The 26,589-nt window shown below is 59.2% G+C and carries 20 protein-coding genes; 6 read left to right on the top strand and 14 right to left on the bottom strand.

The window, feature by feature from the left end:
• Nucleotides 1-48 precede the first annotated feature (48 nt).
• Nucleotides 49-1,068, bottom strand: coding sequence for a Glu/Leu/Phe/Val dehydrogenase dimerization domain-containing protein (locus DCO47_RS10920; protein ID WP_042607669.1), 1,020 nt, complete (start codon nucleotides 1,066-1,068; stop codon nucleotides 49-51).
• A gap of 184 nt (nucleotides 1,069-1,252) precedes the next feature.
• Between DCO47_RS10920 and DCO47_RS10915 the strand changes: the two genes are divergently transcribed.
• On the top strand, nucleotides 1,253-2,056 hold the full coding sequence (locus DCO47_RS10915) for a SirB1 family protein (RefSeq protein WP_065615818.1): 804 nt from the start codon (nucleotides 1,253-1,255) through the stop codon (nucleotides 2,054-2,056).
• A gap of 92 nt (nucleotides 2,057-2,148) precedes the next feature.
• Here the strand turns inward: DCO47_RS10915 and DCO47_RS10910 are convergent, their stop codons facing one another.
• The 4 genes from DCO47_RS10910 to hmgA all read right to left on the bottom strand — a co-directional run bounded on the left by DCO47_RS10910 (nucleotide 2,149) and on the right by hmgA (nucleotide 6,924).
• Entirely contained in the window at nucleotides 2,149-3,519 is a 1,371-nt protein-coding gene (locus DCO47_RS10910) for an aromatic acid/H+ symport family MFS transporter (RefSeq protein WP_116658085.1), read from the bottom strand.
• 144 nt (nucleotides 3,520-3,663) lie between these two features.
• The gene (gene maiA / locus DCO47_RS10905) at nucleotides 3,664-4,299 is read right to left on the bottom strand and encodes a maleylacetoacetate isomerase (protein ID WP_116658084.1); all 636 of its coding nucleotides are present in this window, start codon (nucleotides 4,297-4,299) and stop codon (nucleotides 3,664-3,666) included.
• A gap of 12 nt (nucleotides 4,300-4,311) precedes the next feature.
• Nucleotides 4,312-5,616 carry a fumarylacetoacetase gene (gene fahA, locus DCO47_RS10900; RefSeq protein WP_116658083.1) on the bottom strand — a complete coding sequence of 435 codons (1,305 nt, stop codon included), beginning with the start codon at nucleotides 5,614-5,616 and terminating at the stop codon, nucleotides 4,312-4,314.
• Between the two features lie 3 nt (nucleotides 5,617-5,619).
• Nucleotides 5,620-6,924: a homogentisate 1,2-dioxygenase gene (hmgA, locus tag DCO47_RS10895; protein ID WP_116658082.1), complete on the bottom strand. Its 1,305-nt coding sequence runs from the start codon at nucleotides 6,922-6,924 to the stop codon at nucleotides 5,620-5,622.
• Nucleotides 6,925-7,087: 163 nt separating this feature from the next.
• Here hmgA and DCO47_RS10890 point away from each other — a divergent pair, with 163 nt between their 5' ends.
• Nucleotides 7,088-7,867: an IclR family transcriptional regulator gene (locus DCO47_RS10890; protein ID WP_042607663.1), complete on the top strand. Its 780-nt coding sequence runs from the start codon at nucleotides 7,088-7,090 to the stop codon at nucleotides 7,865-7,867.
• Nucleotides 7,868-7,894: 27 nt separating this feature from the next.
• Here the strand turns inward: DCO47_RS10890 and DCO47_RS10885 are convergent, their stop codons facing one another.
• From DCO47_RS10885 to DCO47_RS10870, 4 genes are all read right to left on the bottom strand, one after another.
• On the bottom strand, nucleotides 7,895-11,359 hold the full coding sequence (locus DCO47_RS10885; protein ID WP_116658081.1) for a dermonecrotic toxin domain-containing protein: 3,465 nt from the start codon (nucleotides 11,357-11,359) through the stop codon (nucleotides 7,895-7,897).
• A gap of 153 nt (nucleotides 11,360-11,512) precedes the next feature.
• On the bottom strand, nucleotides 11,513-14,068 hold the full coding sequence (locus DCO47_RS10880; RefSeq protein ID WP_116658080.1) for a LuxR C-terminal-related transcriptional regulator: 2,556 nt from the start codon (nucleotides 14,066-14,068) through the stop codon (nucleotides 11,513-11,515).
• A 138-nt stretch (nucleotides 14,069-14,206) separates the two neighbouring features.
• Nucleotides 14,207-15,574 (bottom strand): DUF1329 domain-containing protein, encoded by a 1,368-nt coding sequence (locus tag DCO47_RS10875; RefSeq protein WP_042607660.1) that lies wholly within the window; start codon nucleotides 15,572-15,574, stop codon nucleotides 14,207-14,209.
• Between the two features lie 23 nt (nucleotides 15,575-15,597).
• The gene (locus DCO47_RS10870; protein ID WP_116658079.1) at nucleotides 15,598-17,391 is read right to left on the bottom strand and encodes a DUF1302 domain-containing protein; all 1,794 of its coding nucleotides are present in this window, start codon (nucleotides 17,389-17,391) and stop codon (nucleotides 15,598-15,600) included.
• A gap of 709 nt (nucleotides 17,392-18,100) precedes the next feature.
• On the opposite strand from DCO47_RS10870, the gene DCO47_RS10865 reads away from it, so the two are divergent.
• Together DCO47_RS10865 and DCO47_RS10860 are read left to right on the top strand one after the other, a co-directional pair.
• The gene (locus tag DCO47_RS10865) at nucleotides 18,101-20,530 is read left to right on the top strand and encodes an S-type pyocin domain-containing protein (RefSeq protein WP_116658078.1); all 2,430 of its coding nucleotides are present in this window, start codon (nucleotides 18,101-18,103) and stop codon (nucleotides 20,528-20,530) included.
• Nucleotides 20,527-20,784 carry an immunity protein gene (locus DCO47_RS10860; RefSeq protein WP_065615807.1) on the top strand — a complete coding sequence of 86 codons (258 nt, stop codon included), beginning with the start codon at nucleotides 20,527-20,529 and terminating at the stop codon, nucleotides 20,782-20,784. The genes DCO47_RS10865 and DCO47_RS10860 overlap by 4 nt, the downstream gene beginning before the upstream one ends.
• 44 nt (nucleotides 20,785-20,828) lie before the next feature.
• Here the strand turns inward: DCO47_RS10860 and DCO47_RS10855 are convergent, their stop codons facing one another.
• From DCO47_RS10855 to DCO47_RS10840, 4 genes are all read right to left on the bottom strand, one after another.
• A complete protein-coding gene (locus tag DCO47_RS10855; protein ID WP_065615806.1) occupies nucleotides 20,829-21,740 on the bottom strand; it encodes an SDR family oxidoreductase in 912 nt (303 codons plus the stop codon).
• 201 nt (nucleotides 21,741-21,941) lie between these two features.
• Nucleotides 21,942-22,844: an alpha/beta fold hydrolase gene (locus DCO47_RS10850; protein ID WP_064364446.1), complete on the bottom strand. Its 903-nt coding sequence runs from the start codon at nucleotides 22,842-22,844 to the stop codon at nucleotides 21,942-21,944.
• The gene (locus DCO47_RS10845; RefSeq protein ID WP_116658077.1) at nucleotides 22,844-23,626 is read right to left on the bottom strand and encodes a class II aldolase/adducin family protein; all 783 of its coding nucleotides are present in this window, start codon (nucleotides 23,624-23,626) and stop codon (nucleotides 22,844-22,846) included. Before DCO47_RS10845 ends, DCO47_RS10850 begins: the two co-directional genes overlap by 1 nt.
• A gap of 175 nt (nucleotides 23,627-23,801) precedes the next feature.
• Complete coding sequence (locus DCO47_RS10840) at nucleotides 23,802-24,257, bottom strand: flavodoxin (protein ID WP_116658076.1); 456 nt, start codon at nucleotides 24,255-24,257, stop codon at nucleotides 23,802-23,804.
• A 153-nt stretch (nucleotides 24,258-24,410) separates the two neighbouring features.
• On the opposite strand from DCO47_RS10840, the gene DCO47_RS10835 reads away from it, so the two are divergent.
• Both DCO47_RS10835 and DCO47_RS10830 read left to right on the top strand, forming a co-directional pair.
• The gene (locus DCO47_RS10835; protein WP_116658075.1) at nucleotides 24,411-24,887 is read left to right on the top strand and encodes a PAS domain-containing protein; all 477 of its coding nucleotides are present in this window, start codon (nucleotides 24,411-24,413) and stop codon (nucleotides 24,885-24,887) included.
• Nucleotides 24,888-24,941: 54 nt separating this feature from the next.
• Entirely contained in the window at nucleotides 24,942-25,547 is a 606-nt protein-coding gene (locus tag DCO47_RS10830) for a hypothetical protein (RefSeq protein ID WP_042607653.1), read from the top strand.
• 3 nt (nucleotides 25,548-25,550) lie between these two features.
• Here the strand turns inward: DCO47_RS10830 and DCO47_RS10825 are convergent, their stop codons facing one another.
• A complete protein-coding gene (locus DCO47_RS10825) occupies nucleotides 25,551-26,510 on the bottom strand; it encodes a MerR family transcriptional regulator (protein WP_116658074.1) in 960 nt (319 codons plus the stop codon).
• Nucleotides 26,511-26,589: the final 79 nt, after the last annotated feature.

The following is a 26,589-nucleotide window of genomic DNA, read 5'->3' as shown; positions in this document are numbered from 1 at the left end:
CCTACATTCCGAGTGTAGGAGCTGCCGAAGGCTGCGATCTTTTGCTTTTCAGCGATACAAAACCTTTTCGGCCAACTCATCGGCCACCCGTGCCGGCGAACGTTTTTCCGCCTGGGCGTGAGCGAACACTTCGGTCAACCGCGAACTGATCTTCGACAGATGCGCCGTGATGGTCGGCAACTCCTCGCCACGATGCTTCAGCGAAACGTAGATAAGCCCGCCAGCATTGATCACATAGTCCGGCGCATAAAGAATCCCGCGTCGTTCCAGTTGATCCGCCACGTCCAGATGGGAAAGTTGATTGTTCGCTGAACCCGCCACAGCGGAGCAGCGCAATTGCGAGACTGAATGACTGTTGAGCACCCCGCCCAATCCGCACGGCGCCAGAATGTCGCAGGGCGTGCTGAGCAACGCATCGTTGGCGATCGGGTGGGCATTGAGCTGTTCCATCGCCAGTTGCACCTTGCCGTGATCGATGTCACTGACCAGCAACTCGGCGCCGGCAGCGTGCAGTTGCTCGGCCAGCGCATAACCGACATTGCCAAGTCCCTGAATGGCGATGCGCAAACCTTCCAGGTTGTCGCTGCCCAGGCGCGCCATCGCCGTGGCGCGGATGCCGGTGAACACGCCCATGGCTGCGTGCGGCGCCGGGTCGCCTGCCGAAGTGGTGCTGGTGACATGCCGGGTCTGCTGGGCAATGCAGTCCATGTCCGCCACCGAGGTGCCGCTGTCGATGGCGGTGATGTAGCGGCCGTCGAGCTGCTCGATGCAACGACCGAAAGCTTCGAACAACGCGCCACGATTCTCGACATGGATCGGCCGCACGATTACCGCCACCCCACCACCCTGCGCAAGGCCGGCCAGCGCCGCTTTGTAGCTCATGTTTTGCGCCAGGCGAATGGCGTCCTCGACCGCAGATTCGTCGTTGGGATAGGCAAGGTAACGGCACCCGCCCAAGGCTGGCCCCAGACGGCTGTTATGAATGGCAATGACCGCCTTCAACCCGGTGACCGGGTCAACGCTCAGGTGCAGCGATTCCAGGCGAGTGCTTTGCATGAGAGCGAACATCGACAGGCTCCCGAATCACTTCTTGTAGAACGCCAGTATAGGCTTGCCCCTGAAAATTGCTGGCGCGCGCCGGCATAAGCCGCCGAGCGGGCAATGTCGTGCCGCGATAACTTGCGCTCAATGAGCCAGACACTGGACGAAGCACCCGGACGGGGCTAAAACGAGGCATTGGAGGGAGATTTAGATGAGTCCGCGCCAACGCTTTTTCGACTGCCTGCACCGTTCGCCGCCAGCCCTGCTGGAAGCTGCGCTGTGGATAAGTGCCGAGCACGACAAAACCCTTGAACCCGAAACCTGGTTGCGCACGTTCAAGGATCTGCAATTACGGATCAGCTACGGCCTGCCGATGCTGCCGGTCAGCGAACTGGCGCAACCGCTGTTGCGGCGCATGGTCGATCTTGGTTTCGCCCAGGATGATTTCCTGCCGCTGCGTCCACAGGCGGCGCTGCTGCATCGCGTCTTGCACACTCAACGTGGTCAGCCGCTGGCGTTGGCGTTGATTGCGCTGGAATTGGCCCACGGCCTGGAGATTCCTCTGGTCGGGGTGAATTTCCCCGGGCATTTTCTGCTGCGGGTTCCCGGCGCCGATCATTTGCTCGACCCTTGCGGCGGGCGGCGGTTGTATCCCAATGACTGTCGCGAATTGTTGCAGCGCCAGTACGGGCCAAACATGCAGCTCAGCGCCGAGCATCTGCTGACGGCAACGCCGGTGCAGATGCTGCAGCGCCTGTCACGCAACCTGCGGCAATTGCACCTGACCCACGACGATTACATCGCCGCGCTCATTGACGCAGAACGAGTGCTCGAACTGGGCGGCGCCAAGGCCGCTGATTACATGGCCCGGGCCAGTCTGTACCAGCGGCTCGACTGCCCCAACGCTGAGCGCTTCGATCTGGAGCACGCGCTGTTGCTCAGCGAAGACCCGATCCAGCGCCTGCGCCTGACCGAACGCCTCGGCCATCTGCCGCCCAGCTCCGTCGTCCATTAACCACCTTCTGCAGGCTTGCCCCCATCCTTGAGGCCCGTACAAACCTGTGTGGGAGCGAGCCTGCTCGCGAAGCAGGCACCTCGGTCTCCCGGTCAAACCGCGTTATCGTTCTTCGCGAGCAGGCTCGCTCCCACACTGGATCGGCGGATCTCAGTCGGCGAGCGCACCTGAATGATCAGCAGCGCAGCTATCACCGCCGGGATCGCGCAGAAGAAGAAAATCTGCTCCACCGGTATGTGCATTGCCAACAGCAGACTGCCAAACAGCGGCCCGAGGATCGAACCGAAACGCCCCACGCCCAGTGCCCATCCGGTACCGGTGGCACGCACATGAGCCGGGTAAAAATTGCTGGCAAAGGCATTCAGCGTCAATTGCCCGCCGATGATGCAGAACCCGGCGGCAAACACACAGGCCACCAGAAAACGCGGATCATCGTGGTTGAGCCCGAGCAGAGTCGTGCACAGCGCCGCACCTGCCAATACCCCGGACAGCAGGCGCACCTTGCGGTGCAAACGGTCGGCGAACCAGGCCATGCAAATCGCGCCAAGGGTCCCGGCGAACAGGAACATCGAGGTAACAAGGTTGGCCTCGTTAAGTTTCAAACCGCTTTCCAGCAGCAGCGTTGGCAGCCAACTGATCATGAAATACAACAGAATCAGGCTGACAAAAAATGTCGCCCAGATCAGCAGGGTCGGCCGCCCATAGCCGTTGCGAAACAACTCGACCACGGTCAGTTTGCTGCCCAGCTCGCGCTCGTTCTGCTCGACGCTGGCCACCGGTGGCTGCCAGTCCGGCAACATCCGCGTGGTGACCTTGCGCAGCCGTGCATACGGCGGTGCATCACGCAGCAAGCGCGGAAGCGACTCCGGCAGCATCCACCACAGGAAAGGAAACAGCAGCAATGGCGTCACGCCGCCGGCGAGGAACACTGCCTGCCAACCGAACTGGTCGATAAAACCGGCCGCGACAAAACCGCCCGCGGCGCCACCGAACGAGAAGCCACAGGCTGCCAGGGTCACCATCAAGGTGCGCAGACGCGGCGGCGAATATTCCGACATCAAGGCCATGGCGCTGGGCATCGCGCCGCCCATGCCGATGCCGCAGATGAACCGCGCAATCATCAACGTGTTCAGCGAATCGGCGAAAACCATCAGCACCGTCAGCGTGGCGTAGATCAATACGCAGGCAAGCAGAATTCGCCGCACACCAAAGCGATCAGCCAGCGGCGTAACCGCGAGAGACCCGAGAGTGAGACCGAGCAGGTTGGCGCTGAAAACCGGCCCGAACGCGGATTTTTCCAGCCCCCAATCCTGGGCCAGCGCGGGCACTACATAACCGAGCACCTGGGCATCGTAACCGTCGGTGACCAGCAGCAAGGCGAGCAGAATCAGCAGCAACCACTGATAACGAGACACAGGCCGGGCGTCGAGCGCCGCGCGGCAGCTGGCAATCTGGTTATGCATCGCAAGGTACCTGTTTTTGTTTTTATGGTTTTTATGTCGCAACCCAGCCCTTGTCGGAGCGAGCCTGCTCGCGAAAGCGGTGGGTCAGCTGAATGAAAGGCCACTGACACCACGTCTTCGCGAGCAGGCTCGCTCCCACAGGGACTACGGGGTGTCCGGTTGATTGGCAGGGTGGGCCTTGATAAACGCCGGATGTTCAGCCGCCAACGCGGCCACACGGCGGATTTTCGGATACGCCTCAAGGCTGACGTTGAACCGTTCCGCCGCATACAACTGCGGAATCAGATAAACATCCGCCACGCACGGCCATTCGCCAAAACAAAAGCCACTGTCACCGATCAACTGCTCCACCGTCGCCAGCCCTTGGCTGATCCAGTGACTGATCCACTCCACCACCTGCGCCTCATCCTGCCCCGATTGGCGCAGGCGATTGAGTACGCTGACGTTGTGCAGCGGATGCACATCGCAGCCGATCACCGCCGCGACACCGCGCATCTGCGCGCGCGCCACCAGATCATCCGGCAGCAACGGCACCTGTGGATAACGTTCCTCCAGGTACTCGATGATCGCCGGCGACTGAATCAGCACCGCGCCGTCATCGGTCCGCAGCGCCGGCACTCGGCCCTGCGGATTGATCGCCAGATACGCCGCTTGCCGATGTTCGCCACCCGACGGTGCGATCAGGTTGACCGGCAGCGCCTGGTAATCGAGACCCTTCAACGCCAGCGCAATGCGCACCCGGTACGACGAAGTGGAACGGTAATAAGTGTAGAGATCCATAAGCCGCTCCTGTCAGCGCGCCGCAATCACGGTGCCGCGGCATTCGCCGAAGCCGATCGACGCAAAACCTTCGCGGGCGCAGCGGGCGCGCAAGATGATTTCGTCACCGTCCTCAAGGAATTTGCGCACTTCGCCGGACGCCAGTTCGATCGGTTTCTTACCGCCCTCAGTGATTTCCAGCAGGCTGCCGAACTGACCGTTTTCCGGGCCGGACAAGGTGCCCGAACCGAACAGGTCACCGGCCTGCAACTGGCAGCCGTTGACGCTGTGATGCGCGACCATTTGCGCGACGGTCCAGTACATGTAACGGGTGTTGCTCAGGGTCAGGCGATGGGCCGGCAGGTTCTGCTCGCGCATGGCTTCGGTGCGCAGCAGCACCTCCAGTTCGATGTCGAAGGCGCCGCCGTCCTGATCGCGCTTGTCGAGCAGATACGGCAGCGGCTGTGGATCGCCTTCGGGACGCGCCGGCTGTGCCGTGCGGAACGGTTCCAGCGCTTCGGCCGTTACTACCCAGGGCGAGACGCTGGTGATGAAACTCTTCGACAGAAATGGCCCCAGCGGCTGGTATTCCCAAGCCTGGATATCCCGCGCCGACCAGTCATTGAGCAGACAGAAACCGGCGATGTGCTCGGCGGCGTCCCCGATGGCAATCGGCTCACCCATCTCGTTGCCCGGGCCGATCCAGATGCCCAGTTCCAGTTCGTAATCCAGACGTGCGCAGGGTCCGAATACCGGTTCGGTCTGCCCGGCCGGCAGCGTCTGGCCTTTCGGCCGGCGCACGTCGGTGCCGGATGCACGCACGGTGGACGCGCGACCGTGATAGCCAATCGGCACGTGCTTGTAGTTCGGCAGCAGCGGGTTATCCGGGCGGAACAGTTTGCCGACGTTCTGCGCGTGCTCGATGCCGACGTAGAAATCGGTGTAATCGCTGATTCGCGCCGGCAGGTGCATCTGGCAATCGGCAGCCAACGGCAGCACTGTCGCACCTTGCGCTTCGATGTTGCCGCGCAGGGTGCTGCCTTCACTGAACAGTTCGATCAGGCGCTCGCGCAAGGCAACCCGTGCCTCCCGGCCGAGTTCGAAGAACGCGTTCAAGTGTCCGCCGTGCATGGCTTCCACCGCGCTGCGGGCGACACCGTCGAAGAGACCGGCCTCAAGCGCCACCTGCAAATCGAAGATGTGCTCGCCAATCGCCACGCCCGCGCGCGGCGTCGAACCGTTCAGGCTGAACACGCCCAGCGGCAGGTTCTGCAAGGGGAAATCACTGTGACCATTGGCCGAAGCGACCCAGCTGCGGGGGATGGAATTGTGTGTCATGGGTTATCTCCGGGTCGGGTCGAACGTGGCGGGCAGAGTCGCCCAGCAGGCGTCGTAACTGGATTGCAATTGTGGGCAGTCGAGGGCGAAACGGCTTGGGCGCAACACCTGGCTGGTCTCGAACATGAAGGCCATGGTGTTGTCGATTTTCGCCGGCGCAAGCTCGGCATTGATGGCTTTGGTGCAGGTCTCGCCGTCCGGACCATGGGCGCTCATGCAGCTGTGCAGCGAAGCGCCGCCGGGCACGAAACCTTCAGCCTTGGCGTCGTACTCGCCCTGGATCAGGCCCATGAATTCATTCATCAGGTTGCGGTGGAACCACGGTGGCCGGAAGGTTTTTTCGGCGACCATCCAGCGCGGCGGGAAGATCACGAAATCGAGGTTGGCCAGACCGTGCACACTGGTCGGTGACGTCAATACCGTGAAGATCGATGGATCCGGGTGATCGAAACTCACCGTGCCGATCGTGTTGAAGCGGCGCAGGTCATATTTGTACGGCACGTTGTTGCCGTGCCAGGCGACCACATTGAGTGGTGAGTGATTGAGTTCGGTGGCCCATAACTGGCCAAGGAATTTCTGCACGAGGGTGGTGGGTTGTTGCAGGTTTTCGTAGGCGGCGACCGGGGTGAGGAAATCCCGTGGATTGGCCAGGCCGTTGCTGCCGATCGGCCCCAGGTCCGGCAAGCGCAGCGGCGCGCCGTGGTTCTCGGCGAGGTAACCGCGCGCCTGCGGATCGAGCAGTTCGACGCGGAATTTCAGGCCACGCGGCAGCACCACGATCTCCAGCGGCGCGACTTCCAGCACGCCCAGTTCGGTGGCGATGCGCAGCCGGCCCAGTTGCGGCACCAGCAGCATTTCTCCGTCGGCGTTGAAGAACACGCGCTCCATCGAACGGTTGGCGGTGTAGTTGTAGATGCTGATGCCGGACGGTTTTTCGTCGCCAGCGTTGGCCGCCATGCTTACCAGGCCATCGATGAAATCCGTCGGCTCGGACGGCAGATCCAGTGGATTCCAGCGCAGACGATTGGGGGTCACTTCACCCAACGGTCCGCCCGCCAGTTGCCGCTCCAGTCTGATGAACGCCGGATGATTGGCCGACGGCTGAATCCGGTACATCCAGGTCCGGCGCGCTTCGCTGCGCGGCATGGTGAACGCGGTGCCGGAAAACAATTCGGTATACAGGCCGTACGGGGCTTTCTGCGGGGAATTCTGGCCAACGGGCAGGGCGCCGGGCAACGCTTCAGTGCTGAATTCGTTGCCGAAGCCTGACTGATAAGCCAAGGCCTGCGCGGTTGAATCGAGGTTCATGGAGCCTCCTGAACAGGGAGTCGGCAGTGGCCCATCGCTCTGGCTCAGAGGTCTCGGCACGCCGGGGTTGTTATTATCGTAATCTGATTACGCATAACGTAATTTGCTCGCTATCCAGCGTCAAGCTATAAAGACGCCCATTCGAACCGGAACCGCCAGCCCCATGGAAAAAACCAGCGACAGCAACGGCAAACAGAAAGTCCGCTCCGCCGAAGTCGGCACCGACATCCTCAAGGCCCTGGCCGAGTTGTCACCGTCGACTTCGCTGTCGCGTCTGGCCGAACACGTGCAGATGCCGGCGAGCAAGGTGCATCGCTATTTGCAGGCGTTGATTGCCTCGGGATTTGCCGAACAGAACACCGCCACCAACCATTACGGCCTCGGCCGTGAAGCGCTGCGCGTAGGGCTGGCGGCACTCAACAGCATGGACGTGCTGAAAGTCGCCGCCCTGCCGCTGTCCGATTTGCGTGATGAACTCAATGAAACCTGCTTCCTCGCGGTATGGGGCAATCAGGGCGCAACCGTGGTGCACATCGAACCGGCGGTGCGCGCGGTGACGGTGGTGACGCAACTGGGTTCGGTCCTGCCGCTGCTCAGTTCGTCCACTGGATTGGTGTTCAGCGCCTACCTGCCGCACCGGGAAACCGATGAATTGCGCGCGCAGGAAATCGCTGTCGCGGAGCATCCGCTCAAGGACGAAAAAGCCTTTGCAGCGCTCTGTGAACAGATCCGCGAACGTGGCCTGCATCACGTGCATGGTTTGTTGATGCCGGGGGTGGATGCGCTCTCTGCCCCGGTGTTCAACGCGGTCGGGCAGATCGCCGCCGTGCTGACCATCGTCGGTCCGACCTCGCTGTTCCACGCCGACGAAAACGGCCCGGCGGCGCAGCGGTTGTTGGCTGCGACGCGGGCCGTAAGTTGGCGAATGGGCTATGAACGATAAGCCTGGCCTATGAGCGTCCGGAACGACTCAACGAACCGTGGTCTTGCTCAATGCGGAATCAGCATTTTGCATCAGTGACTTGAAGAAGCCGATCAGCTCATCCTGGGGGTCTTCATGGCCGGTGTAATACGTAACGAGTTCGGCGACCGTCCGCGCGTCTTCGAACATATCGAGAAACGAGCGCTGCACACGGGTAAGTTGTTTCACGGTTGCGCCCGCCGCCGCAGCCTGCCCCAACGTCAGCAGTCCGCTCATTACGTCCCGTACATGCCCGAGCGCAGCGGAATAATCACCCCGTAGGTCCGATTGCGACGCGTCGTAGATGCTTTTCATCACCTGCACAGCTACCACGACAGTGCCCACGGGAGGCACCAACAGGCTGACGATATTCGCGACTTTCAACAGGTTGTTGTAGACAATGCCGGCGATTATTTCATTGAGACTGATGGTGCGTTCATCGATATCACTCAATACACGGCGCACTCGCTCATCATGGAAAGTGAACAGATCAGGCAATAACGAACGCTGTTGCGTGCGAATAACCGCCTTGGTGTCGACCGTTGCGACCAGGTTATCGAAGTAGTCATTGATCACTTTCTGGTCACGCAGCAATATCCGCTCGCTGTAGTAATGGCGGAACGGGCCGTTTCGAAAACGAATCGAAGGGATGAACTCAGCGATTGGCCGGAAGCTGACGAGATCAGGCGCGTCAGGCGTGTACAGTAAATCGAGAAGCCCTGACAACAACTTCAGTCGGAAGATATAGACGCCGCCAACTGTGCGGTCCCACGCAGCCGTGAAACCCAGTCCGCCGATATTGAATTTGTAAAGCCCGACGCCACCTTCAGAGCTGCTGTCTGGAATTGACTGATAGCCGCCACTCTCTTTCAGATTATCGATAATCCATTGGATAGCAGAGAACAACTCTGTCGATAATCTGCCATTGGTAAAGTCCGCATAAGCGTTGCGGTACATTTCACAGCGGATTTTTCGGGCGTGTACAGCGCGTTTGAACGGGTAATCAGGATGAGCCTTGTTCTGATGTCGCTCTTTGAGCATCGCGGTATATCTGTCACCGGGACGGAAAGTTTTCGACAGCGAAGAAAGGTCGCGGATATCCAGTTTTTCAACGGCAGGATGCCCATTCACCAAATAATATTTCGGGCTGAATTTCGTTTCGTAGGCCGGGTGGACAGCTTCAAAGGCCAGTCCCTCGAGCAGAACGTCGGTCACGCTCTTACGAAACTCTTCGGTCTGAACCATGATGTGGTCGGGGTTGACCGAAACGTTGCTGCCACGCTGACGCAAGATGTCTTCGATCTGAGCTTTCACCGCGTCATAGGTGAACTGTTCGAATGTCGGGAAACCATTGTCTCGTGCATCAACGGTGGACAGCGCCTTGAGTTCGGTTGTCAGACGCGAGTAGCGCTTGCGGCCCTCGACGCCAAGTGACCGATAACCTAAAGGGGCAATGGCCTTGTGCAGGGCAACTTCGGCTCGGTAAGCGACATTGACGTAGTCCGCCAGCGGTGTTTTGGCATTCAGGCCAAGATCGACCGGTCGGCTATCGAGCTTATAGCGGTAGTGCAACTGTGTTGGATCGCTGCCGAGCAACTCACCCGCGTCGTGCAGGTAGTCTGGATGGATCAGCAAAGCCGCATATTCACGATTTGCGGACAACGCCGACTCGAGCCAGCGATTCGCTGCGTAAATATCGGAGAATTTTTGCAGTTCGAATTCACCGCCAGGTGTTTTTACCAGCATCAGCGAAGGTACATATTCTCTGGCCGAAATCATCAGGACGTCTTTCAACGCTGGTACCTGTAAATTGATTCGCACGCCCTGAATAGTCACCGCGGGGTCATTGGCCATGGCGCGAGCGATGATGTTCGCATCGGTGGAATCCAGCTTCCCGGAGTAGCGAGCAACGAAAACTGCAAACTCCATCTGGCTGAAGAGATAGTTGCGATAAGCCTCCTGGTAATCAACCGACGGCGAGAACGCCAGGCTGCCGGTATATTCCAGCCGCAGGTTGCGATTTGCCAGCCACTGCTCAAGCGCTGCGGCCGTCAGCCGACTTCCGTCGGGCGCGCCGGTGATAGTCAGGGTCGCTTGATAACCCGTGTCGTGCAGTCCGAAAACGATAAATTCGGTCAACGTCCGGGTGTCTTCCTGCTCGATGGTACGCCCGGCAATTTGCAGCCTGTACGAGCTATGGACACTTATCGTCTCTGGGTCCAGGTGTTCCCCGAGCACTCTGTCTGCCCATTCAGCGAATGTCCGCGCCACATAATCCTTGAACGAAAAGCACGCATCGAACGCGCTCGAATAGGCTGCCTGGTATTCATCCCTGGATTCTTCAAGTTCGGTGTAGCGCTGTTGAACATCGCTACCTGCGGCATGAAGCCAAAGCGGCCAATCGGTACGTTTCAATGCCGCCCAAAGCAGATAGAAACGGGTGTCGATACCGTAGCGCAGCACATGCAGGCCCTGGTTTTCCTGCAGCACGGAGGTAAGTGGACTCTCCAGTTGGTCCCGGCCGCTGAGCAACGAGGACACGCTTTCCAGCTGACCCTTCAGGTGAGCCTCTGCGCAGAAGGTGTGAGGACTCTGTGTCGCTTTCAGGTATCGGATCTGCTCGCTGCGCAAAGACAGCCGCTGCTGGAGTTTGCTGTGCAGCTCGGTATTTTTGTCAAAGAACTCGAAGCCGTTTTCCGGCGTGTGCATAAGGTAGGAAGTCGATTCGTTACCCAGCTGCATTTCTGCATCCAAACGCTCGGCGTTGTCCAGGACGAAACACGGCTGGAGCGAAAGCAAATAATCCTGCGCCGGTTGCAACTTGACTTCAAACGCTGCGCGACCGGCGTCTGCGTCGAGCAGATGGGCGAACCGCTCACCCAACCGGGCATCGAAATTGTTGGCCATGACCGAGAGCGACAGCTCCGCACTCGTGACCACGGCGTACGCTTCGATGAAAGCCTGCTTATTGGACAACGGTGCAGAGTCCGGGCGCATGGATCTGGCTGGCGCCGCCCAGAACTTTGCGATCTCGGCTCGCAACGTTTTTTCAAATCCGCCTGCTACGGCAGCGATCAGATCTTCGACAATAAGAGTATTGAGGACATTGACTTTGAATTGTTCACTGAATGTGTTTGGCAGAAAGAAAACACCATCGCCGCCGAGTATGTAGGCGGGACTGACATCATTATTCAAACAATGAACAGTAACATCCCAAAGAGTCCCCGAAGGGCGCTTTTGGTCAGCGGGGAAAGCAGGGTCGGTATTTATGTAGACCTTGTCGATATCAACCGTTTTGCCCAAACGCTTCAATTCATTTTCAAGCATGTTGCGAAGAATGCCCAGCACGCTCGGCATGGCGTCGATGATCTTGAGCAGATCTGCTTTTGCCCGACTGGCCTTCTCCCATTCCTCAGCCCAGGAAACTTGCTCCCCCAAAGAGCCACGCATCAGACTTTTGAACAACTTAACCATAACTTTTCCTTACTTATACTATCCAGAACTGCGAATGCAGCCGCTGTAGATAGTTGCAAGGTAGTTTCTTTTCCAACCAACATGAAGGGCGAACAATTTACAAAACATGCCAACAAACAGACAGAACCTTTTTGCACTACAAAACTTCACTGATCAGACCAGTATCCCCATCAACTTCGCTTTCGCCACCGCCTGAGTTCGGCGTTCCACACCCAACTTTCCGTTTATTCGCCGCGCATGGGTCTTTACTGTATGCAACGAAATAAAAAGTTGTTCGGCAACTTGCTGATTCGATGCACCTTGAGCAATCAACATCAGCACTTCGCGCTCGCGTCGGCTGAGGCCCGGGGCAAGATCCCCGTTATCGCCCGGCCAGACAGGAACCTGTTTGCCAGACACCGTGCCAACGCCGCCTCGGCGTAATTCCCACTCCCGCATGGCTTGCTGCAACCGGCAACGTTCCACCAGCGTTGCGGCTCGCTGCAAAGCCTGCTGCGCCGCCAGCGTGTCACCGTTGGATTCCGCCAACTGGGCGAAGGCCAGCAGCAACTCGGTTTGCGCCGTCAACATGCCTCTGGCCTGGGCGTGATCCAACCATCGCTCAATGGTTGGCAGACGGTTTTCGCCCGGGTTCAATTGCGCCTGCGCGCAGGCCAGCAGGTATTCAATGCGGATGATCAGCTCGAACGTCGCGGGCGGCGCCTGTAGTCCGGAGGGTCCACGGTAATGCCGTAACAGCCGGCTCAACGCCTCCTGCACCCGTTGCGGCCGGCCCTGCTGTAACCAGAACTGACTGCTGACCTGCAGCACGACACCGCGATAGACGGTATCGGGAATCTGTCGCTGCTGCATCACCCTTTCGGCCTCGCGCAGACGCTCGAACGCGCAGGCATAATCACCGCGATTGCCGGCCAGTTGCGCCTGCCCCACGTAGCCATACAAGACCCGCTTGTCCTGGCTGCGCAGGCAATCCTCAAGACCCCGGCTGAACAGATCCGCAGCCTGCGCTTCAAGTCCCATGCACAGCGCCAGCCGTCCGCGTCGCAGCGCAATCCGGCCCAGCAGCGGCGTGGGTACCATGGCGCGCTGGCGCAGCAGGTGCTCGATGTCCACCAGCAGACTTTCGGCGCGCACAGGCGCTCCTCGCTGCTCCAGCCATTGCGCATGGTCAAGCTCGAGCAACCCCTCGAACAGCAAGGAGCCGTGCGCACGCGCCAGGCACAGCGCTTCGCGGTTGAGGGCATGGGCCTGATCGAGCTCACCGCACAGTAACGCCTGCTGGGTCAGTCCCGACAGGCACAACAAGCGCGCCTGCCAGGCGTCGTCAGCCAGCGCTGACAACGCCTCCTGAAAGCACGCGCGCGCAGGCTCCATCTGCCCTTGCAGGTGGCACAGCCAGCCGTGTTGCGCCAGCCAACGGGCCAGCAATTGCTGCTCAAGGTGTGCGGTCGGCTGCGGCATGAAGCGGGCGAGATGGCCGAGGCATTGCCCGGCCTGTTCGAAGCGGCCGGCGAACAGCAAAGCCCCGGTGACCAGCCCGATCAACTGCGGGGTCATCAGGGTCAGCTCCTGGCTTTGACGCTCATGCAGGCGCAAAAGAAGGACCACGATCTGGTCTTCGAACAAATCCTCGAAACTCAAATGCTGCAGCAGACTTATGGCGGTTTCGTATTCCTCGGCCAGCAACGCTTGCTCGAACGCAGCTCGCCAATCCAGCGTCGCGGTGAACCACTGACAGGCGCGCCGGTGCCAGGAACGCGCACACGGCCAATGCGATTCCTGCATGATGCGCGACAGCGGGAGGAAGACCTGAAGCCAGTCGGCGGATTGCTGCCATGGTTCGATAAAGCAGCCCAACACTTGCAGATCATGCAGCAGTTGCGCGCCTTCGCCGGGGCCGAACAAATGCTCGCATAACGGCGCGTTGAACCGTGGCAGATGAGCCAGAACACGCCACGCCTCGTCCTGTTCCGGGGTCAGGTGGCTGAAGAGTTCGTGCTGCAGGTAATCGAGCAGCGTGTCGACACGCTGCTGCGGCTGCAGGTTTTGCGACCAGTCGCATTTCTGCAGGAGCGCCATGCGCGCCCCCGCGCACCAACCACCGGTACGCTGAATGATTCGAGTAGCGACACGGTGCGCCTGATCTGGCGGCAAATGGCCCAACACCGATACCACCTCATCGTGAGTCAGCGCCAGACTGGCGGGCTCGGACTCGAAGAGTTCGTCATCGAGCAACAGCCGCGGCCAGTTGCACTGCGGCCGGCGGCGAGTGCTGATCCACCAGGTGAGCGCCGGGCTGCTGACCGTCAGCAATCGATCCAGTAAAGCATCCAGCGCCGGATCCGGCAGACGGCTGTAGTCGTCGATAAACAGCGAGGTCGGCCTGGACCAATGTGCCAGCTCCGCCATCAGTTGTGTAACGTCCAGGCCTTCGGCCAGCCCGAGCGCCCGAGTCAGTCGCAGGCAGAATGCCTCGGGGCTGAGCGCAACTCCCGCCAGCGGCAGCCAGATCGCCTCGCACTCCCCACGCACTTGCAGCAGACATTCAGTGAGCAGTGCGGTTTTGCCACTGCCCGCAGGCGCACACAACAGCCTGACCCGCGCGTCCGCGGCCAGCAACGGTTCGCTCAAGCGAGTGCGAGGCTGATGATGTGAAGAAAGCCTGGGCTGAAATCCGGGTCGATCCAGGCATGCTGTCATGGCGGTCATCGGCTGAGCCTTCTTATCGTTATGCGCTCACCCTAGCCCTCTCCCGCGAGCTTGTTGACGAGTATTCAGCACGCTGATTGACGACCATAAAAAAGGCGACCGTGCGGTCGCCTTCTGTCCAGCGGTGTGGCAGAACCGTTAGCGCACGCCCTCGGCGCGCAGGGCCGATGGCGTGTAGTCGGCGGCCTTGGCTTCGAAGCCGAATTCGAAGCTGTGTTTCTCTTCGTTCTTCATGCCCAAGGCAATGTAGCGGCCGGCGATGATGTCGTAGAGCGCTTCGAGTGTGTAGGCCTGGGCCTGGTGATCGTAGTAGTACTGCGCGTGACCTTCGGCAACGCGCCACAGTTGCCCGCGACCGTCGTAGTGATCGGCCAGTGCCACTTGCCAGCTGTCCTCGTCGATGTACATGTGGCGCTTGGCGTAGATGTGCCGCTCGTTCGGCTTCACCGTGCCGATCACCTCCCAGACGCGGTGCAGTTCGTAGCGGGTCAGGTCCTGATTGATGTGCCCGGCCTTGACGATGTCGTCGTACTTGAGCTTCGGCGAGTCGAGCTTGTAGCTGTTGTAGGGAATGTACATTTCCTTCTTGCCGACCAGTTTCCAGTCGTAGCGATCCGGCGCGCCGGAAAACATGTCGAAGTTGTCGGAAGTGCGCAGACCATCTGCCGCTGTGCCCGGGCCGTCATACGCCACTTGCGGCGCGCGCCGGACGCGGCGCTGACCGGCGTTATAGATCCACGCCAGACGCGGTTCCTTCACCTGATCGAGGGTTTCATGGACCAGCAGCACGTTACCGGCCAGCCGCGCCGGGGCGGTCACCGATTGCTTGAAGAAGGTCAGCACGTTGGCCGCTTTGTCCGGGTCGATGTCCTTCATCAGTTGCGGCACGGCGATCTCTTCTTCGAAGCGGATCGGCGTGTAGCTGCCATTGGTCTGCGGCGTGACCTGGGTGATGATCCGCCGCAAATTGCCGCCGTGATAACGGGTGATGTGGTTCCACAGCACCTCGACGCCGTTCTTCGGAATCGGGAAGGCGTAATAGCGATTGCCGGTGAAATTGGCCAGGCCGTTACCGTCGTTGATCGCATTCACATTCAGGGCGCTGCGCTTGGCCGACTCGTAGATTTCCGCCGGTGCGCCCACGGTGCGGTGGGTCGGATAAACCGGGATCTTGTAGGTTTCCGGGTAGCGTTTGAACATCGCTATCTGGCCATCGGAGAGCTTGCTCTTGTACTGCTCGACGTTCGCCGCAGTGATGGTGAACAGCGGTTTTTCGTTGGCGAAGGGGTCGGCAAGGAAACCCTTGCTGTCCACCGCGCCGGCGTTTTTCGCGATGCCGCCGGTCCACGCCGGAATCGAACCGTCGGCATTGCCGGCCTTCTCGGCGCCGAGCGGAGTCAGGCTGGTGCCGAGTTTGTTCGCTTCATCCGGCGAAACCGCCGCCATCACATTGGCCGCCAGCAGACTCAAGGCCAGCACGCCACATTGCAGAATCGTTTTGCGCATTGCAGTCATCCTTCTCGGGCAGATCAGAAGTTCACGCCGAAGCTCAGGGCCACGAAGTCACGGTCTTCGAGGACGTTGTAGTCGCCACCGAAAAAGTCGGTGTAACTGAGGCTCGCGGTGTAGGTGTTGCGGTAGTCGGCATCGACGCCGAAGCTCACGGCTTTCGCACCTTCGTTGAACAGACCGTTGGGGCCGTAACCGGCGACGTCGTGCGACCACGACAGGTTGGGCTTGAGGTTGATCCCGCCGATGACGTTGGCGTAATCGAGAATCGCCCGGGCGCGATAGCCCCACGAGGTCGAGGTGACGAAACCGTCGGTGTCGCCGCCAAAACCGTACTGGCCGTAGACCGAATCACGGCCATAACGCAGCTCACTGCGCGACTCCAGGCCACCGACATGCACCACCGCCGCTTCGCCGACTACGGTCAGGCGTTCAGCGCCCAGCACCTGATCGAAGAAGTGTGTGAGGGTGCTCTGGATCTGCGTGACTTCCTTGCGCCGGTAGCCTTTGTTGTCCGCGCCCGGCGAAGTGGCGACTGGCGATGCCGTGCCGCCGGCAATCGGGTTGACCAGCGCCAGGGTCAGGTCGTTGGTGTTGACCTGCACCGGCGCGTTCGGCCGGTAGCTGATCTCGCCGGTCCACGCGGTACCGGTCGGCAGAGTGGTCGAGAAGCTCGCGCCGTACAGGCGAATGTCTTCCGGGTATTCGAGGTAGTACTGACCGCGCCCGAGCATCACGCTTTGCGCCAGCCCCGCGCCGCTGCCAGGCGCCAGGCCGTTGGCAATGCCGACCAGACCAGGCAACGCCGCCAGTGTCGACAGGCCCGCCGTGGTGGTGCCGACCGTCGGCGTACGGCTGTGGTAGTTCATGAAGTAGAGGCCGTATTCGGTGTCTTCGCCGAGCCAGCGCAGCGCCGTGCCCCACTGCCCCGAATCGCGCGCATCGCGGTCGCCGCCACGGGGGATCACCACGCCTTCGCGGGTGACCTGAATGCCTTGGCCGAACGCGGTGGTCAGCGGCACCAGTGGCGCCACCGCCGGACTGCCGACGGTGTAGCCGTTGTTGCAACCGTCCGCGGCTACGTCGACACCGAAGAACGTGCCGCAGTTGTCGAGAACGGTCTGGTCCCATTCCAGTTGATAGAAGCCTTCGACCGAGAGTTTGTCGGTCAGGCTCTGCGAGCCGAACAGCATGTTCACCGGGATCAGGCCTTCCTTGATCTCGGCACCGGGCCGCCGGAATGCCGAGACGTCGATCGGGTTGATGCTGTTGATCGAGTTGCCAATGAACGTGCTTTCGCCCCAGCTCACCACCTGCTTGCCGGCTCGCACGGTGCCCGGCAGATCGGCGATGGCGTAGTTGTGATAGACGAAGGCATCGAGAATCTGCGCGCCGGAAGCCTTGGCGCCTTCCTTGCGGCCGCTGTCGCTGATCTGCTTGAACTCGCGGTCTTCGTCCTTGAGTTCGAAGTCGTACCAGTATTTGCCACGAACGAACACGCCAGTGTCGCCGTACTTCAGTTCGAGGTCGTGGATGCCCTTGAAGATTTTCGAGAAGGTTTCGCCCTTCTTGAAATTCAGACGCCCATCATCACCGGTGGAGGATTGTCCGCTGCCGCCATTGACCGTGCTGACCAGCGAGCTGTCGGCATCGCGCAGGCCCCAGCTCGCGCCGATCGAGAGTGACGAGTCGAAGGTGCCTTCGATTTCGCCGATGTTGAAGGCAACCGCTTGCGCCTGGGCACAGCAACCCAAAGCCACCGCAGCGGCCAGCGCCTGCGGTGTGAAGATGGCGCGCATTGTTGTTTTTGTCATGCGTCTTCCCCGGTGAGTGACAGAAGGCCCCACCCTACTGCCGGGGGAAGCGGTCGATAAGCGCACCAAGGAGGTATTTGCGTTATCGCTCGAAAGGATGAATGTCCTTGCAGGGCGGGGCTTGGAACGGTTCATGGACTGGCTGGATGGCCCATCATCAGCGCCATGCATGGGCACGCAACTGTTGCGCGCCCCGTAACAGTGCATGTCTGGAATTGGTATTTTTCCTACAGACTCAAGCCCTTATCCTGAGCGCGCTTTCCCGGAACACGCCGGAAAGCGCGAAGCCCGCTGCGCAGATAGCGCAAGCGATTGGCTACCGATTTCGGATAAATCGATTTTTCGATCTATCGCCCCGCTGTTCACTGACGTTGATTTGTAGCTCCTTGATCCAACGTCTTACCTTGGCCGCTGCGTTTGCAGCGGCCTTTTTTATGACTGTTGAAAAGCCCAGACCTTCGTCCTGCTGAAACTTCCGAGAACAACGTCGGATACTTCCGATTGCTCAGAAGATTTTCACGCCCGCGGTTCTTAATCCGCGAAAAACCTCTCAAAACAACGCCCTGTTACTGACGGGCTTCTCAGACTCTTCAACCGCAAGTCTGTTGTAACTTGAAACACCTCAACCCTTCGCTGGTGACACGGACGTCACCAACCGGCCGTGCTGACTTGCCAGCGATTTATCACGCACATTCAAAAGGACATGAATATGCAAAAGCCTCCACCCTTTGTGTTAACCGAAGCTGTTCATACGACAGCAACCGCCCCCCCAAACACACCTTTGATTCGAGGGACATCTCCGAACCTCTCCCAAAGCGGCACATTTGGTATTCCCAACAATGTTCAAGTCAACTCTCGGGAATTTACTGCCCACAGCCTGAGAACTGCTCGTGAGTTTCAAACCCGAGCAGAGCAACTGTCCCAATCAATCGAGCAGGATCTGGCCGCAACGCGGCTGGAAGGCGCAACCCACCCACTTCCTCCCGCGCAAGCAATCATTCGTGAGCTGGGTGTACGGCATACCCTGATTCAAAGAAAAACCGCTGAATTTCATCAAAAAACAGCACAGGCCAATCAGTTCTTTGGAGATGACCCACTTAATAAAGACTTCCATGCCTACTTTCGAAAAGCCCAGAGCATCGATAGAACCGTTAATGCGCGGGGGATTGCGATGCAGACCTGGGCTGCCTCGTACAGAGCCGCACACGAAGCGAAATTGCTGGCGCAATCAATTCAGATGCTCAACCAGCAACAGGTCAACGTACAGAACTGGCTGGCCACCGTTCAGGCAAATGATCAGGCGCAAGCACAAGCGGCGGCAGAAGCTCAGCGATTGGCAGCAGAACGTGCGCGAATCGCGGCCGAACAGCAACGTCAAAGAGAACTCGCCGAAGCAGCGCGTGTGGAGCAAGCAAGACTTGCGGCTCTGGCAGAGACTCAGCGCTTGGCTAAAGAACGTGCCCGCATCGCAGCCGAGCAACAACGAAAGAGTGACATTGCCAAGGCCGCTCGTCTTGAACAGGAACAGGTCCGCGCACGGGAACAGGCACGAATCGCCGCGCGAGCTGAGAAACAGCGTCAGGACGCCCATCTGGCGCGCCTGGCTAGCGAAGTGGCTCGCATCAACGCTGAAGCTGAATCTCAGGAAAAAAAACGCGTCGCGACATTGAAAGCAGCATTGGCAGAAGCGCAATTCAACATGGAAGCGGCTGCACAGGCGTTCGCTGCGGAACAGGCTCGTCTTAACGCTGAAATGGAACAGCGTATCGAGGCTATTCAAAGTCAGGTCCTAGCAGAGGAGCAAAGCCTGGAAATTCGCCGCAAGGTGATCGAGACCGCAACTAACGTTGCCAAAAGACAAGCGCAACTGGCGACGCTTAAAATCCAGCAACAACACGAAAACCAACGACATCTGCATGAGCTTCAAGCGGTTTCCGAACAAGAGGTGGAAGCCCAAAAGCAGCAACGTCAACCGCCAGAAATTCAACAGGTTTACCCTGCCTCAGGCGTTGTGGCTTCCACCAGCCCGCACCTCTCCTTCTCCTCGAAAGCCATTGCTCTTCCTTCCTCAGCAGCATCGGCAATTCTCAATTCGCTGAGGGCGGGATTACTGACAGTGAAAGCGGCAGCCGCTGCGCTGATCAGCGGTCCGTTACTGGTAGGTTTCGCGGCGCTGCTGATGCCTTCACGCTTGGGCAACGGCGAGCGCTTTGCCATGAGCGTGCCGCTTGCCGAGTTGTCGTCGGAGTCTGCACAGACACTGCGTGAAATAGCCGATCGGCAAGGCACGCTGGAAATGCCCGTGGGCTTGGGCGTAAGGCGACTCGGTATTGGTGCGGAAGTCTTCGTCGCCACAAGCGATGACTTCCATATCCGCTCGAGTGTCTTGGTTCTCAATGCCGCCTATGACTTGCTGAATGATGTTTACGAAGTGGCACTGCCAGATTCGCCGACGGACTTTCTTACCTGGACACCCGCTATCTCGCCGGATGGCAGTTCGACTGAATCTCCCATAATTGATAGCGACCCCCCTGCTTATACGGGCGCTCCAATTGTTCTGATCGAAGGACGGCTGGACCTGAATCCGATTCTGGTCGAAGGCTGGGAGCGATTCATCATCGTGTTCCCCGATGACTCAGGGATTGCGCCGCTTTATGTGGTGTTCAGCAGTCCGTATGCGGGAGGTTATGTCAAAGGGGAATACAGCGGTCGGCTTTACAACCCAGAGCAGTCTGGTGGACCAATACTTGATCTGGATTGGCGAGCGGCGGTTATTACTCAAGCCGGAATTGATGCGGTGAGACTACATATCGCGAGGCTTGACCAATCAGATGCCAACGAAATCATGATTCAACGTCTGGAAAAAATTCTCAGCGGGCACTGGATGCTCACCGATACGGATTTACGCTATTACACTCATGAGTTACGCGAGCTCGAGAGGTTTCGCGCGCTGGGACTTGGTGACGATTTCAAGCCAGACAAAGAGTCGCCTCTTTGGAACAATGCCCATACGGCCACACTAGAAGATTTCAAGCTTCGCGACGATGAGTCTTTGCTCTACACCAAAGACGCCATTGCCCCTGCAGACAAGCAAGATGATCTGTTTTACAAGAATCTGTTGAAAGGAGGTAAGCAATGAGCATCGTCGAGCGAATAGTAAAAAATGAATCTGTAGAAGATGTACTAACCGTGTTCGCACTCGGTTCCGCCATACCTTCCCTAGACAGAATGTTCGGGCGCTACAGGTACGAAGTTATTGCAAGCGGCGAATTGCTTGAAACCTATGCACGACTCTTCGAACAAGGCGTTTTGGCCAATGGTAGCGGACCAGTTGCCGTCAAAGGGCCTAATTGGCGAGCGCCCAGGTTTATGACTGACAACACATATTCTTAAGTAGCAATGCAGGCCACCAAGCCCAAGCTTGGTGGCCTAATCACTTAAAGCGAATACTTCTGCAAATTCGCCATCATTTCCTTTAGCGCTTCAATATTGTCCTTCGGGTGCGCCGCCCCTTCGAAGTCACAAATCTGCTGCCAGTGCGCCGCGACATCTTCCGGCGAGAAGCCTACGCGCGGATCAAAACCGGCACCGAGGCTGCGTTCCCAACGCACCTTGCCCATCCATCCGCCGCCGACTTCGAACAGCCCGGACGTTTCCTGGCATTGCTCGCTGGCCAGATACACCACCAGCGGGCTGACCAGTTCCGGTTTCAGTTGCTCGAATACCTGCGGCGGGATCAGACCTTCTGTCATGCGCGTGCCGCCAGTTGGGGCGATGGCGTTGACCAGAATGTTGTTCTTGCGGCCCTCGATCGCCAATGTTCGGGTCAGACCGTAAAGGCCGAGTTTGGCCATGCCGTAGTTGGACTGACCGAAGTTGCCGTAAATGCCGGACGTCGACGCAGTGAAAATCACCCGGCCGTAGTTTTGCTCGCGCAGATGCGGCCATGCGGCGCGGGTCACTTTATAGGCGCCCTCGACATGGACGCGATAGACCAGATCCCAGTCGGCGTCGTCCATCTTGTGAAACGATTTGTCGCGCAGGATCCCGGCGTTGTTGACCACCACATCAACGCGCCCGAAGGCATCGAGGGCGTTCTGCACCAATTTGTCGCCGTCGGTGACCGAGTCATGGTTGGCTTCGGCAATACCGCCAGCCTCGCGGATTTCCGCCACCACGCGGTCGGCAGCCGAGGCGTTGGCGCCCTCGCCCTGTGTCGAGCCGCCGAGGTCGTTGACCAGCACCCTGGCGCCCTGTCTGGCGAACAGCAGCGCATGCGCACGACCGAGGCCGCCACCGGCGCCAGTGACTATCACGACTTTATCTTCGAAGCGCACAGGCTCATTCATCGCAGCAACTCCAGCAGGCCAGTATTGATCCTGAGTGTCAGGCACAGGGCTTTGAGTCACAACGAACACGGCTGAGGCTGAATGGTGCGCGATAAGGTTGCGCGATGATGAAGGCGTCAAAAGATCAAAAGATCGCAGCCTGCGGCAGCTCCTACACAAATCCAATGCAGGAGCTGCCGCAGGCTGCGATCTTTTGATCTGTCAGGAGTACGCCACTTTGCGCGGAGGCAATACCAGACGATCACGAAACGCCAGATAGTGCTTGAGTACCTGCACCGGCGCCTCGGTTTGCGGATAGTGACCGATGCCCGGCAACAGCACGGTGTCCGCATCAGCAATCAACTCGCGATAACGCTCAACCATGTGCACACCGGAAATTGGATCGACCGCGCCGTCGATCACCCGCAAGGGGATGTCACCACGCTGCATGGCCGTCACCCAGCGCTCACGTTGAACCCGGCGCTCGGGGATGTAAGTAATCAATTTGTGCAGGATGCGCGGGCCATGGTTGCTGTCGACCAGACTCCAGTAATCATCCAGTTCGCTTTCGCTCGGCTGCGTCTGCGGGCCGAAGATCTGCCGGAAACCTTTGACCAGCGCCTCACGACTGAATGTGCGACCGAGCAGCCAGCCAATCGGGCTGAGCAGCAGTTTCTGCATCAGTAACGGCCGGTGGGTTTCCGGAAACAGACCGCCATTGAGGAACACGCAACTGGCCACTTCGATGCGTTTCTCGTAATGCCGCGCGAGCAATTCCTGAGCAACGCTGTCGCCATAGTCGTGAGCGAGAATATGCACCGGCTGTTCGACCAGCAGATGGGCGAGCAACGCCTGTTGCAGATCGGCCTGTTCCAGCAGGCTGTAAGTGTGATTGCGCGGTTTCGCCGAGTCGCCGAAGCCGAGCATGTCGCAGGCGATCACCTGATAACGCTGCGCCAGTGGCTGCCAGAGGTAATGCCAATCCCAACTGGCAGTGGGGAAACCGTGAATCAACAGCAGCGGTTCACCCTGCCCGACCATCCAGTAGCGGATCGACTGGCCACGAAAAACGAAGGTCCGGCTGCGCTTGCGCCAGACACACAGAGGAATCTCGGCGAGCGGCATTAGAATTTATACCCCGGGTCTTGTAGATCGAGTTTGCGCAGTAGCGCCGGCCAGGCCAGCGCGCCGCCCATGCCTTGCGCGCTCTTGGTGACGCCGGCAATCATCGCCTTGGCGCCAGCGAGAATCTGCGGTTCGATGGCGATCAGTTCCGCGCCGCCCGTTTGCGCCATGACCTGAATGTCGCAGGCACGCTGGAACGTGAACATCATCAGAAAGGTATCAGCAATGGTGCTGCCGCAGGTCAGCAGACCGTGGTTGTGCAGCATCAGGAAATTGTTGTCAGCCAGATCGGCCTGCAAGCGTGCTTTCTCTTCGTGATTGAGCGCCACGCCCTCGTAGGCGTGATAAGCCAGGCTCGACAACACGAACAGCGACTGCTGACTGATCGGCAACATCCCCCGCTTTTGCGCCGACACCGCAACACCCGACGCAGTGTGGGTATGCAGCACACAAACCACATCATGGCGCACTTCGTGGACGGCGCTGTGGATGGTGTAGCCGGCGGGGTTGATCTCGTACGGACTGTCCATCAGTTTGTTGCCGGCCTGATCGACTTTCACCAGGCTCGAGGCGGTGATCTCGTGAAACATCAGGCCAAACGGATTGATCAGGAAGTCTTCGGTGCCGGGCACCTTGGCGGAGATATGCGTAAAGATCAGATCGTCCCAGCCGTGCAGCGCGACCAGACGATAACAGGCGGCAAGGTCGACACGGGTCTGCCACTCGGCAGCGCCGACCTGGTCTTTGACACTCGGCGACGATTGGACGGGGGCTACGCTCACTGTATGCACCTCTGCGTTCTTCTTGTTCTGCTCGTGTCAGCAGTCTAGTCAGGCGCGGGGCATCGCGTAGTTGCATTGGCAGCCAGCTTGATGACTGAACGAGTCAGCCGGGCAAACGGCCTGTAGCCGTTCCAGTGCAACCACGCTTGCAAGGTGCAGCGAGGATGTCTGGCAATCAGCCCTTGAGCGCGTCCATCAACTGCGCCAGCCAGGGCTCGGCATCGGTTTCCGGCGTGACGCTTTCGCTGGCGTCGATGCGCAGCATTTCCTGCACCTCGTTCACACCCAGTTCGGCAAACAATTCACGCATTTGCTCGCCACCGCCGCAAAAGGTGTCGCCGTAGCTGGCATCACCCAGGGCGATCACTGCGCCTGGCAGCCCGCGTAACGTAGCAGGCAACTGATCGCGCAGGGACGAATACAACGGTTGCAGGTTGTCCGGCAGCTCGCCCATGCCCGTGGTCGAAGTCACAGCGAGAAGGGCCTGAGGGCCGAACGCCTGAATATCAGCCAGCGAGGCGCGCGAGTTGTAAAAGGTTTCAAAGCCGGCGGCTTTCAGCAGATTCTGGGCGTGGCGGGCGACTTCTTCGGCGGTGCCGTAGACCGAACCGGAGAGGATGGCGACTTTCATCAATCTGATCCTGAAACTGAAAAAAAGAGCCGCGATAGTAACAGCCCTCGCGCGGCAGTTGCGATCAGCTCACACTCCACGCTGATGGCCTATAGACAGTCCGCGCCTTTCTTCTAGAATGCCTGCCACTGACACAACGGAAGGGATTCTCGGATGATCAACGCCAGTCTGCTGCAAATGGTGATCAATGCCTCGAACGATGGGATCGTGGTGGCGGAAAAGGAGGGTGAGCAGGACAACATTCTCATCTACGTCAACCCTGCCTTCGAGCGCATGACCGGTTATACCAGTGAGGAGATTCTTTATCAGGACTGTCGTTTCCTGCAGGCTGGAGACCGTGACCAACCGAGTCTGCAGCTGATTCGCGAGACATTGCGAGAGGGCGGTTCGTGCCGGGAAATCCTGCGTAACTATCGCAAGGACGGCACGCCATTCTGGAACGAGCTGTCGCTGTCGACGGTGAAGAATGCCGATGACGGGCAGACGTATTTCATCGGCGTGCAAAAGGATGTGACCGTTCAGGTCAAGGCGCTGCAACGGGTCGCGCAGCTGGAAGCACAAGTGGCGGCACTGCAAAGCGAGCTCGCGACAGTCAAAGCGACGAACGGCGCAAACAAAACCGCGAACTGACGGTCATTAACTACAATCACCAATGACTTTGTAACTATTCACTTCGAGTTAACCATGCAGCGCGACGCCCTCCTCACCCAGGACGAGCTGGATTTCATCCAGACCATGCAGCACAACCCGCAACTGAATGTGCGGGATGCGACGTCGAGTCTGCTGGTTAATGGCGGTTCGCAGATCCGTGATCTGCTGACCCGTCTTGCCGCTCATGAGCAAGTGACGATCCAGGCGAACTTCGAAAATCAGCAGATGACTTTTCCGCTGCATCTGGTGGAAGACGAGTTTCACGCACTGCATCTGCGTCTCGGTGTGCCGAGCATTTATGAAGACGGGCCGATGGTGCGCCCGTGGCGCCTGGTACTTGAAGAGCCGGTGGCGCTGGAAAATGCCAAGGGCCAGCCTGGCATGCTGTGGGTGCACGAAGTCTCGCACAAAGGCGTATTGCTGGAAGTGCGCAACAAGACCAAACCACCGAAGAACTTCGCCCTGTGGTTCAGCCCTTCCGGTTATGAGCGTATCTCGTTACGCGGCCATTTCGAGCGTGAAACCGAGCAAGGTTTCTACGCCTACGAACTGAGCCAGACCGATGCCGACGAAACCGAGCGCCTGCGCCAGTTCATTCTGCAACAGCATCGGCTGACCCACCCCGCCCTGCACGCCTGAGGTTCAGGTATCCAGCTTGCCTGCCATGAATTGCTTCATGCGTTGCCGCATTGTCCCGCCCTCGTTCCCCAGGCACGCCACTGCCGAGCCGGCCAGGCTGTCTTCGGCCAGTTCGGAGGCATCGCCCGCCAGCATCAACTGACAATCCAGGCTCAGCGCCAGACGATTCAGGCGCCGGGGCAGCTCTGGCCCGGGCGCATGATTGGAAAACAGCACAAGTGCCTGAGGTTTGACCTTTTCGCAGACCAGCGTCAGCTCGTCGAAGGGTTGGCCGGTGGTCAGCACCCGTACGCCGGAATCGTTGCCGCTGAGAAACAGCGCCGCCACCAGTAACTCAAGCTCACGACACTGCCCGGCGAGCGCACTGACGATTATTCGCCGCGGCTGCGCGCCACGCAGCATGACGATGCGCTGCAACACACGCACTCTGAGAAAACCGTCGAGAAACAACCATTCGCTGGTTTGCCCGAAAGCCTCCTGCCGCTGCAGCAGTTGCCGCCACAACGGCATGATGATGGCCTCAAACACCACCGGCAGCGTGTACGACGAGAAGATCTGTCCATAAACGCGATCCAGTTGCTGGTCGTCGAACGCACTCACCGCCTGCTGAATCTGCTCCTGCCATTGCTTGTAATCGGCCTGCACATGGTCTTCGGGGATGAAGTTCGCCAGCACCTTCAAGGGCTCTGTCTTCGCCAGGATCTTGCCGACCTTGCTCACGGCCACGCCGCGGTCGATCCAGTCGACAATGCTGCGAACGCGCTCGATATCGTTCATTGAATACAGGCGATGCCCGCTTTCGGTGCGGGTCGGCTGGATCAATCCATAGCGACGCTCCCAGGCACGCAGGGTCACCGGGTTGACGCCGGTCAGGCGCGCCACTTCGCGGATGGGAAACAGCTCCTCACGCTCGAGCGTGACGGGCACTGTCGAAGCCGGGCGAATGTCCGTGATTGCAGGCATCTGGCGGTCAACTTCCATGTCGGTGAATTGGATCCCATTCTAAACATGATGGGGCGCAAGCGTTCAAGTAATGATCTGC

The sequence above is a fragment of the Pseudomonas sp. NDM genome (genome assembly GCF_003105095.1).
GTDB classification, from domain to species: domain Bacteria; phylum Pseudomonadota; class Gammaproteobacteria; order Pseudomonadales; family Pseudomonadaceae; genus Aquipseudomonas; species Aquipseudomonas moraviensis_A.
Note: the sequence above shows the minus strand (reverse complement) of the source record. Positions and strands in the feature narration are given on the sequence as shown.

Coding starts and splice junctions, on each gene's coding strand:
- DCO47_RS10920 (WP_042607669.1), bottom strand. CDS start 1,068: ATGTTCGCTCTCATGCAAAGCACTCGCCTGGAATCGCTGCACCTGAGC.
- DCO47_RS10915 (WP_065615818.1), top strand. CDS start 1,253: ATGAGTCCGCGCCAACGCTTTTTCGACTGCCTGCACCGTTCGCCGCCA.
- DCO47_RS10910 (WP_116658085.1), bottom strand. CDS start 3,519: ATGCATAACCAGATTGCCAGCTGCCGCGCGGCGCTCGACGCCCGGCCT.
- maiA (WP_116658084.1), bottom strand. CDS start 4,299: ATGGATCTCTACACTTATTACCGTTCCACTTCGTCGTACCGGGTGCGC.
- fahA (WP_116658083.1), bottom strand. CDS start 5,616: ATGACACACAATTCCATCCCCCGCAGCTGGGTCGCTTCGGCCAATGGT.
- hmgA (WP_116658082.1), bottom strand. CDS start 6,924: ATGAACCTCGATTCAACCGCGCAGGCCTTGGCTTATCAGTCAGGCTTC.
- DCO47_RS10890 (WP_042607663.1), top strand. CDS start 7,088: ATGGAAAAAACCAGCGACAGCAACGGCAAACAGAAAGTCCGCTCCGCC.
- DCO47_RS10885 (WP_116658081.1), bottom strand. CDS start 11,359: ATGGTTAAGTTGTTCAAAAGTCTGATGCGTGGCTCTTTGGGGGAGCAA.
- DCO47_RS10880 (WP_116658080.1), bottom strand. CDS start 14,068: ATGACCGCCATGACAGCATGCCTGGATCGACCCGGATTTCAGCCCAGG.
- DCO47_RS10875 (WP_042607660.1), bottom strand. CDS start 15,574: ATGCGCAAAACGATTCTGCAATGTGGCGTGCTGGCCTTGAGTCTGCTG.
- DCO47_RS10870 (WP_116658079.1), bottom strand. CDS start 17,391: ATGACAAAAACAACAATGCGCGCCATCTTCACACCGCAGGCGCTGGCC.
- DCO47_RS10865 (WP_116658078.1), top strand. CDS start 18,101: ATGCAAAAGCCTCCACCCTTTGTGTTAACCGAAGCTGTTCATACGACA.
- DCO47_RS10860 (WP_065615807.1), top strand. CDS start 20,527: ATGAGCATCGTCGAGCGAATAGTAAAAAATGAATCTGTAGAAGATGTA.
- DCO47_RS10855 (WP_065615806.1), bottom strand. CDS start 21,740: ATGAATGAGCCTGTGCGCTTCGAAGATAAAGTCGTGATAGTCACTGGC.
- DCO47_RS10850 (WP_064364446.1), bottom strand. CDS start 22,844: ATGCCGCTCGCCGAGATTCCTCTGTGTGTCTGGCGCAAGCGCAGCCGG.
- DCO47_RS10840 (WP_116658076.1), bottom strand. CDS start 24,257: ATGAAAGTCGCCATCCTCTCCGGTTCGGTCTACGGCACCGCCGAAGAA.
- DCO47_RS10835 (WP_116658075.1), top strand. CDS start 24,411: ATGATCAACGCCAGTCTGCTGCAAATGGTGATCAATGCCTCGAACGAT.
- DCO47_RS10830 (WP_042607653.1), top strand. CDS start 24,942: ATGCAGCGCGACGCCCTCCTCACCCAGGACGAGCTGGATTTCATCCAG.
- DCO47_RS10825 (WP_116658074.1), bottom strand. CDS start 26,510: ATGCCTGCAATCACGGACATTCGCCCGGCTTCGACAGTGCCCGTCACG.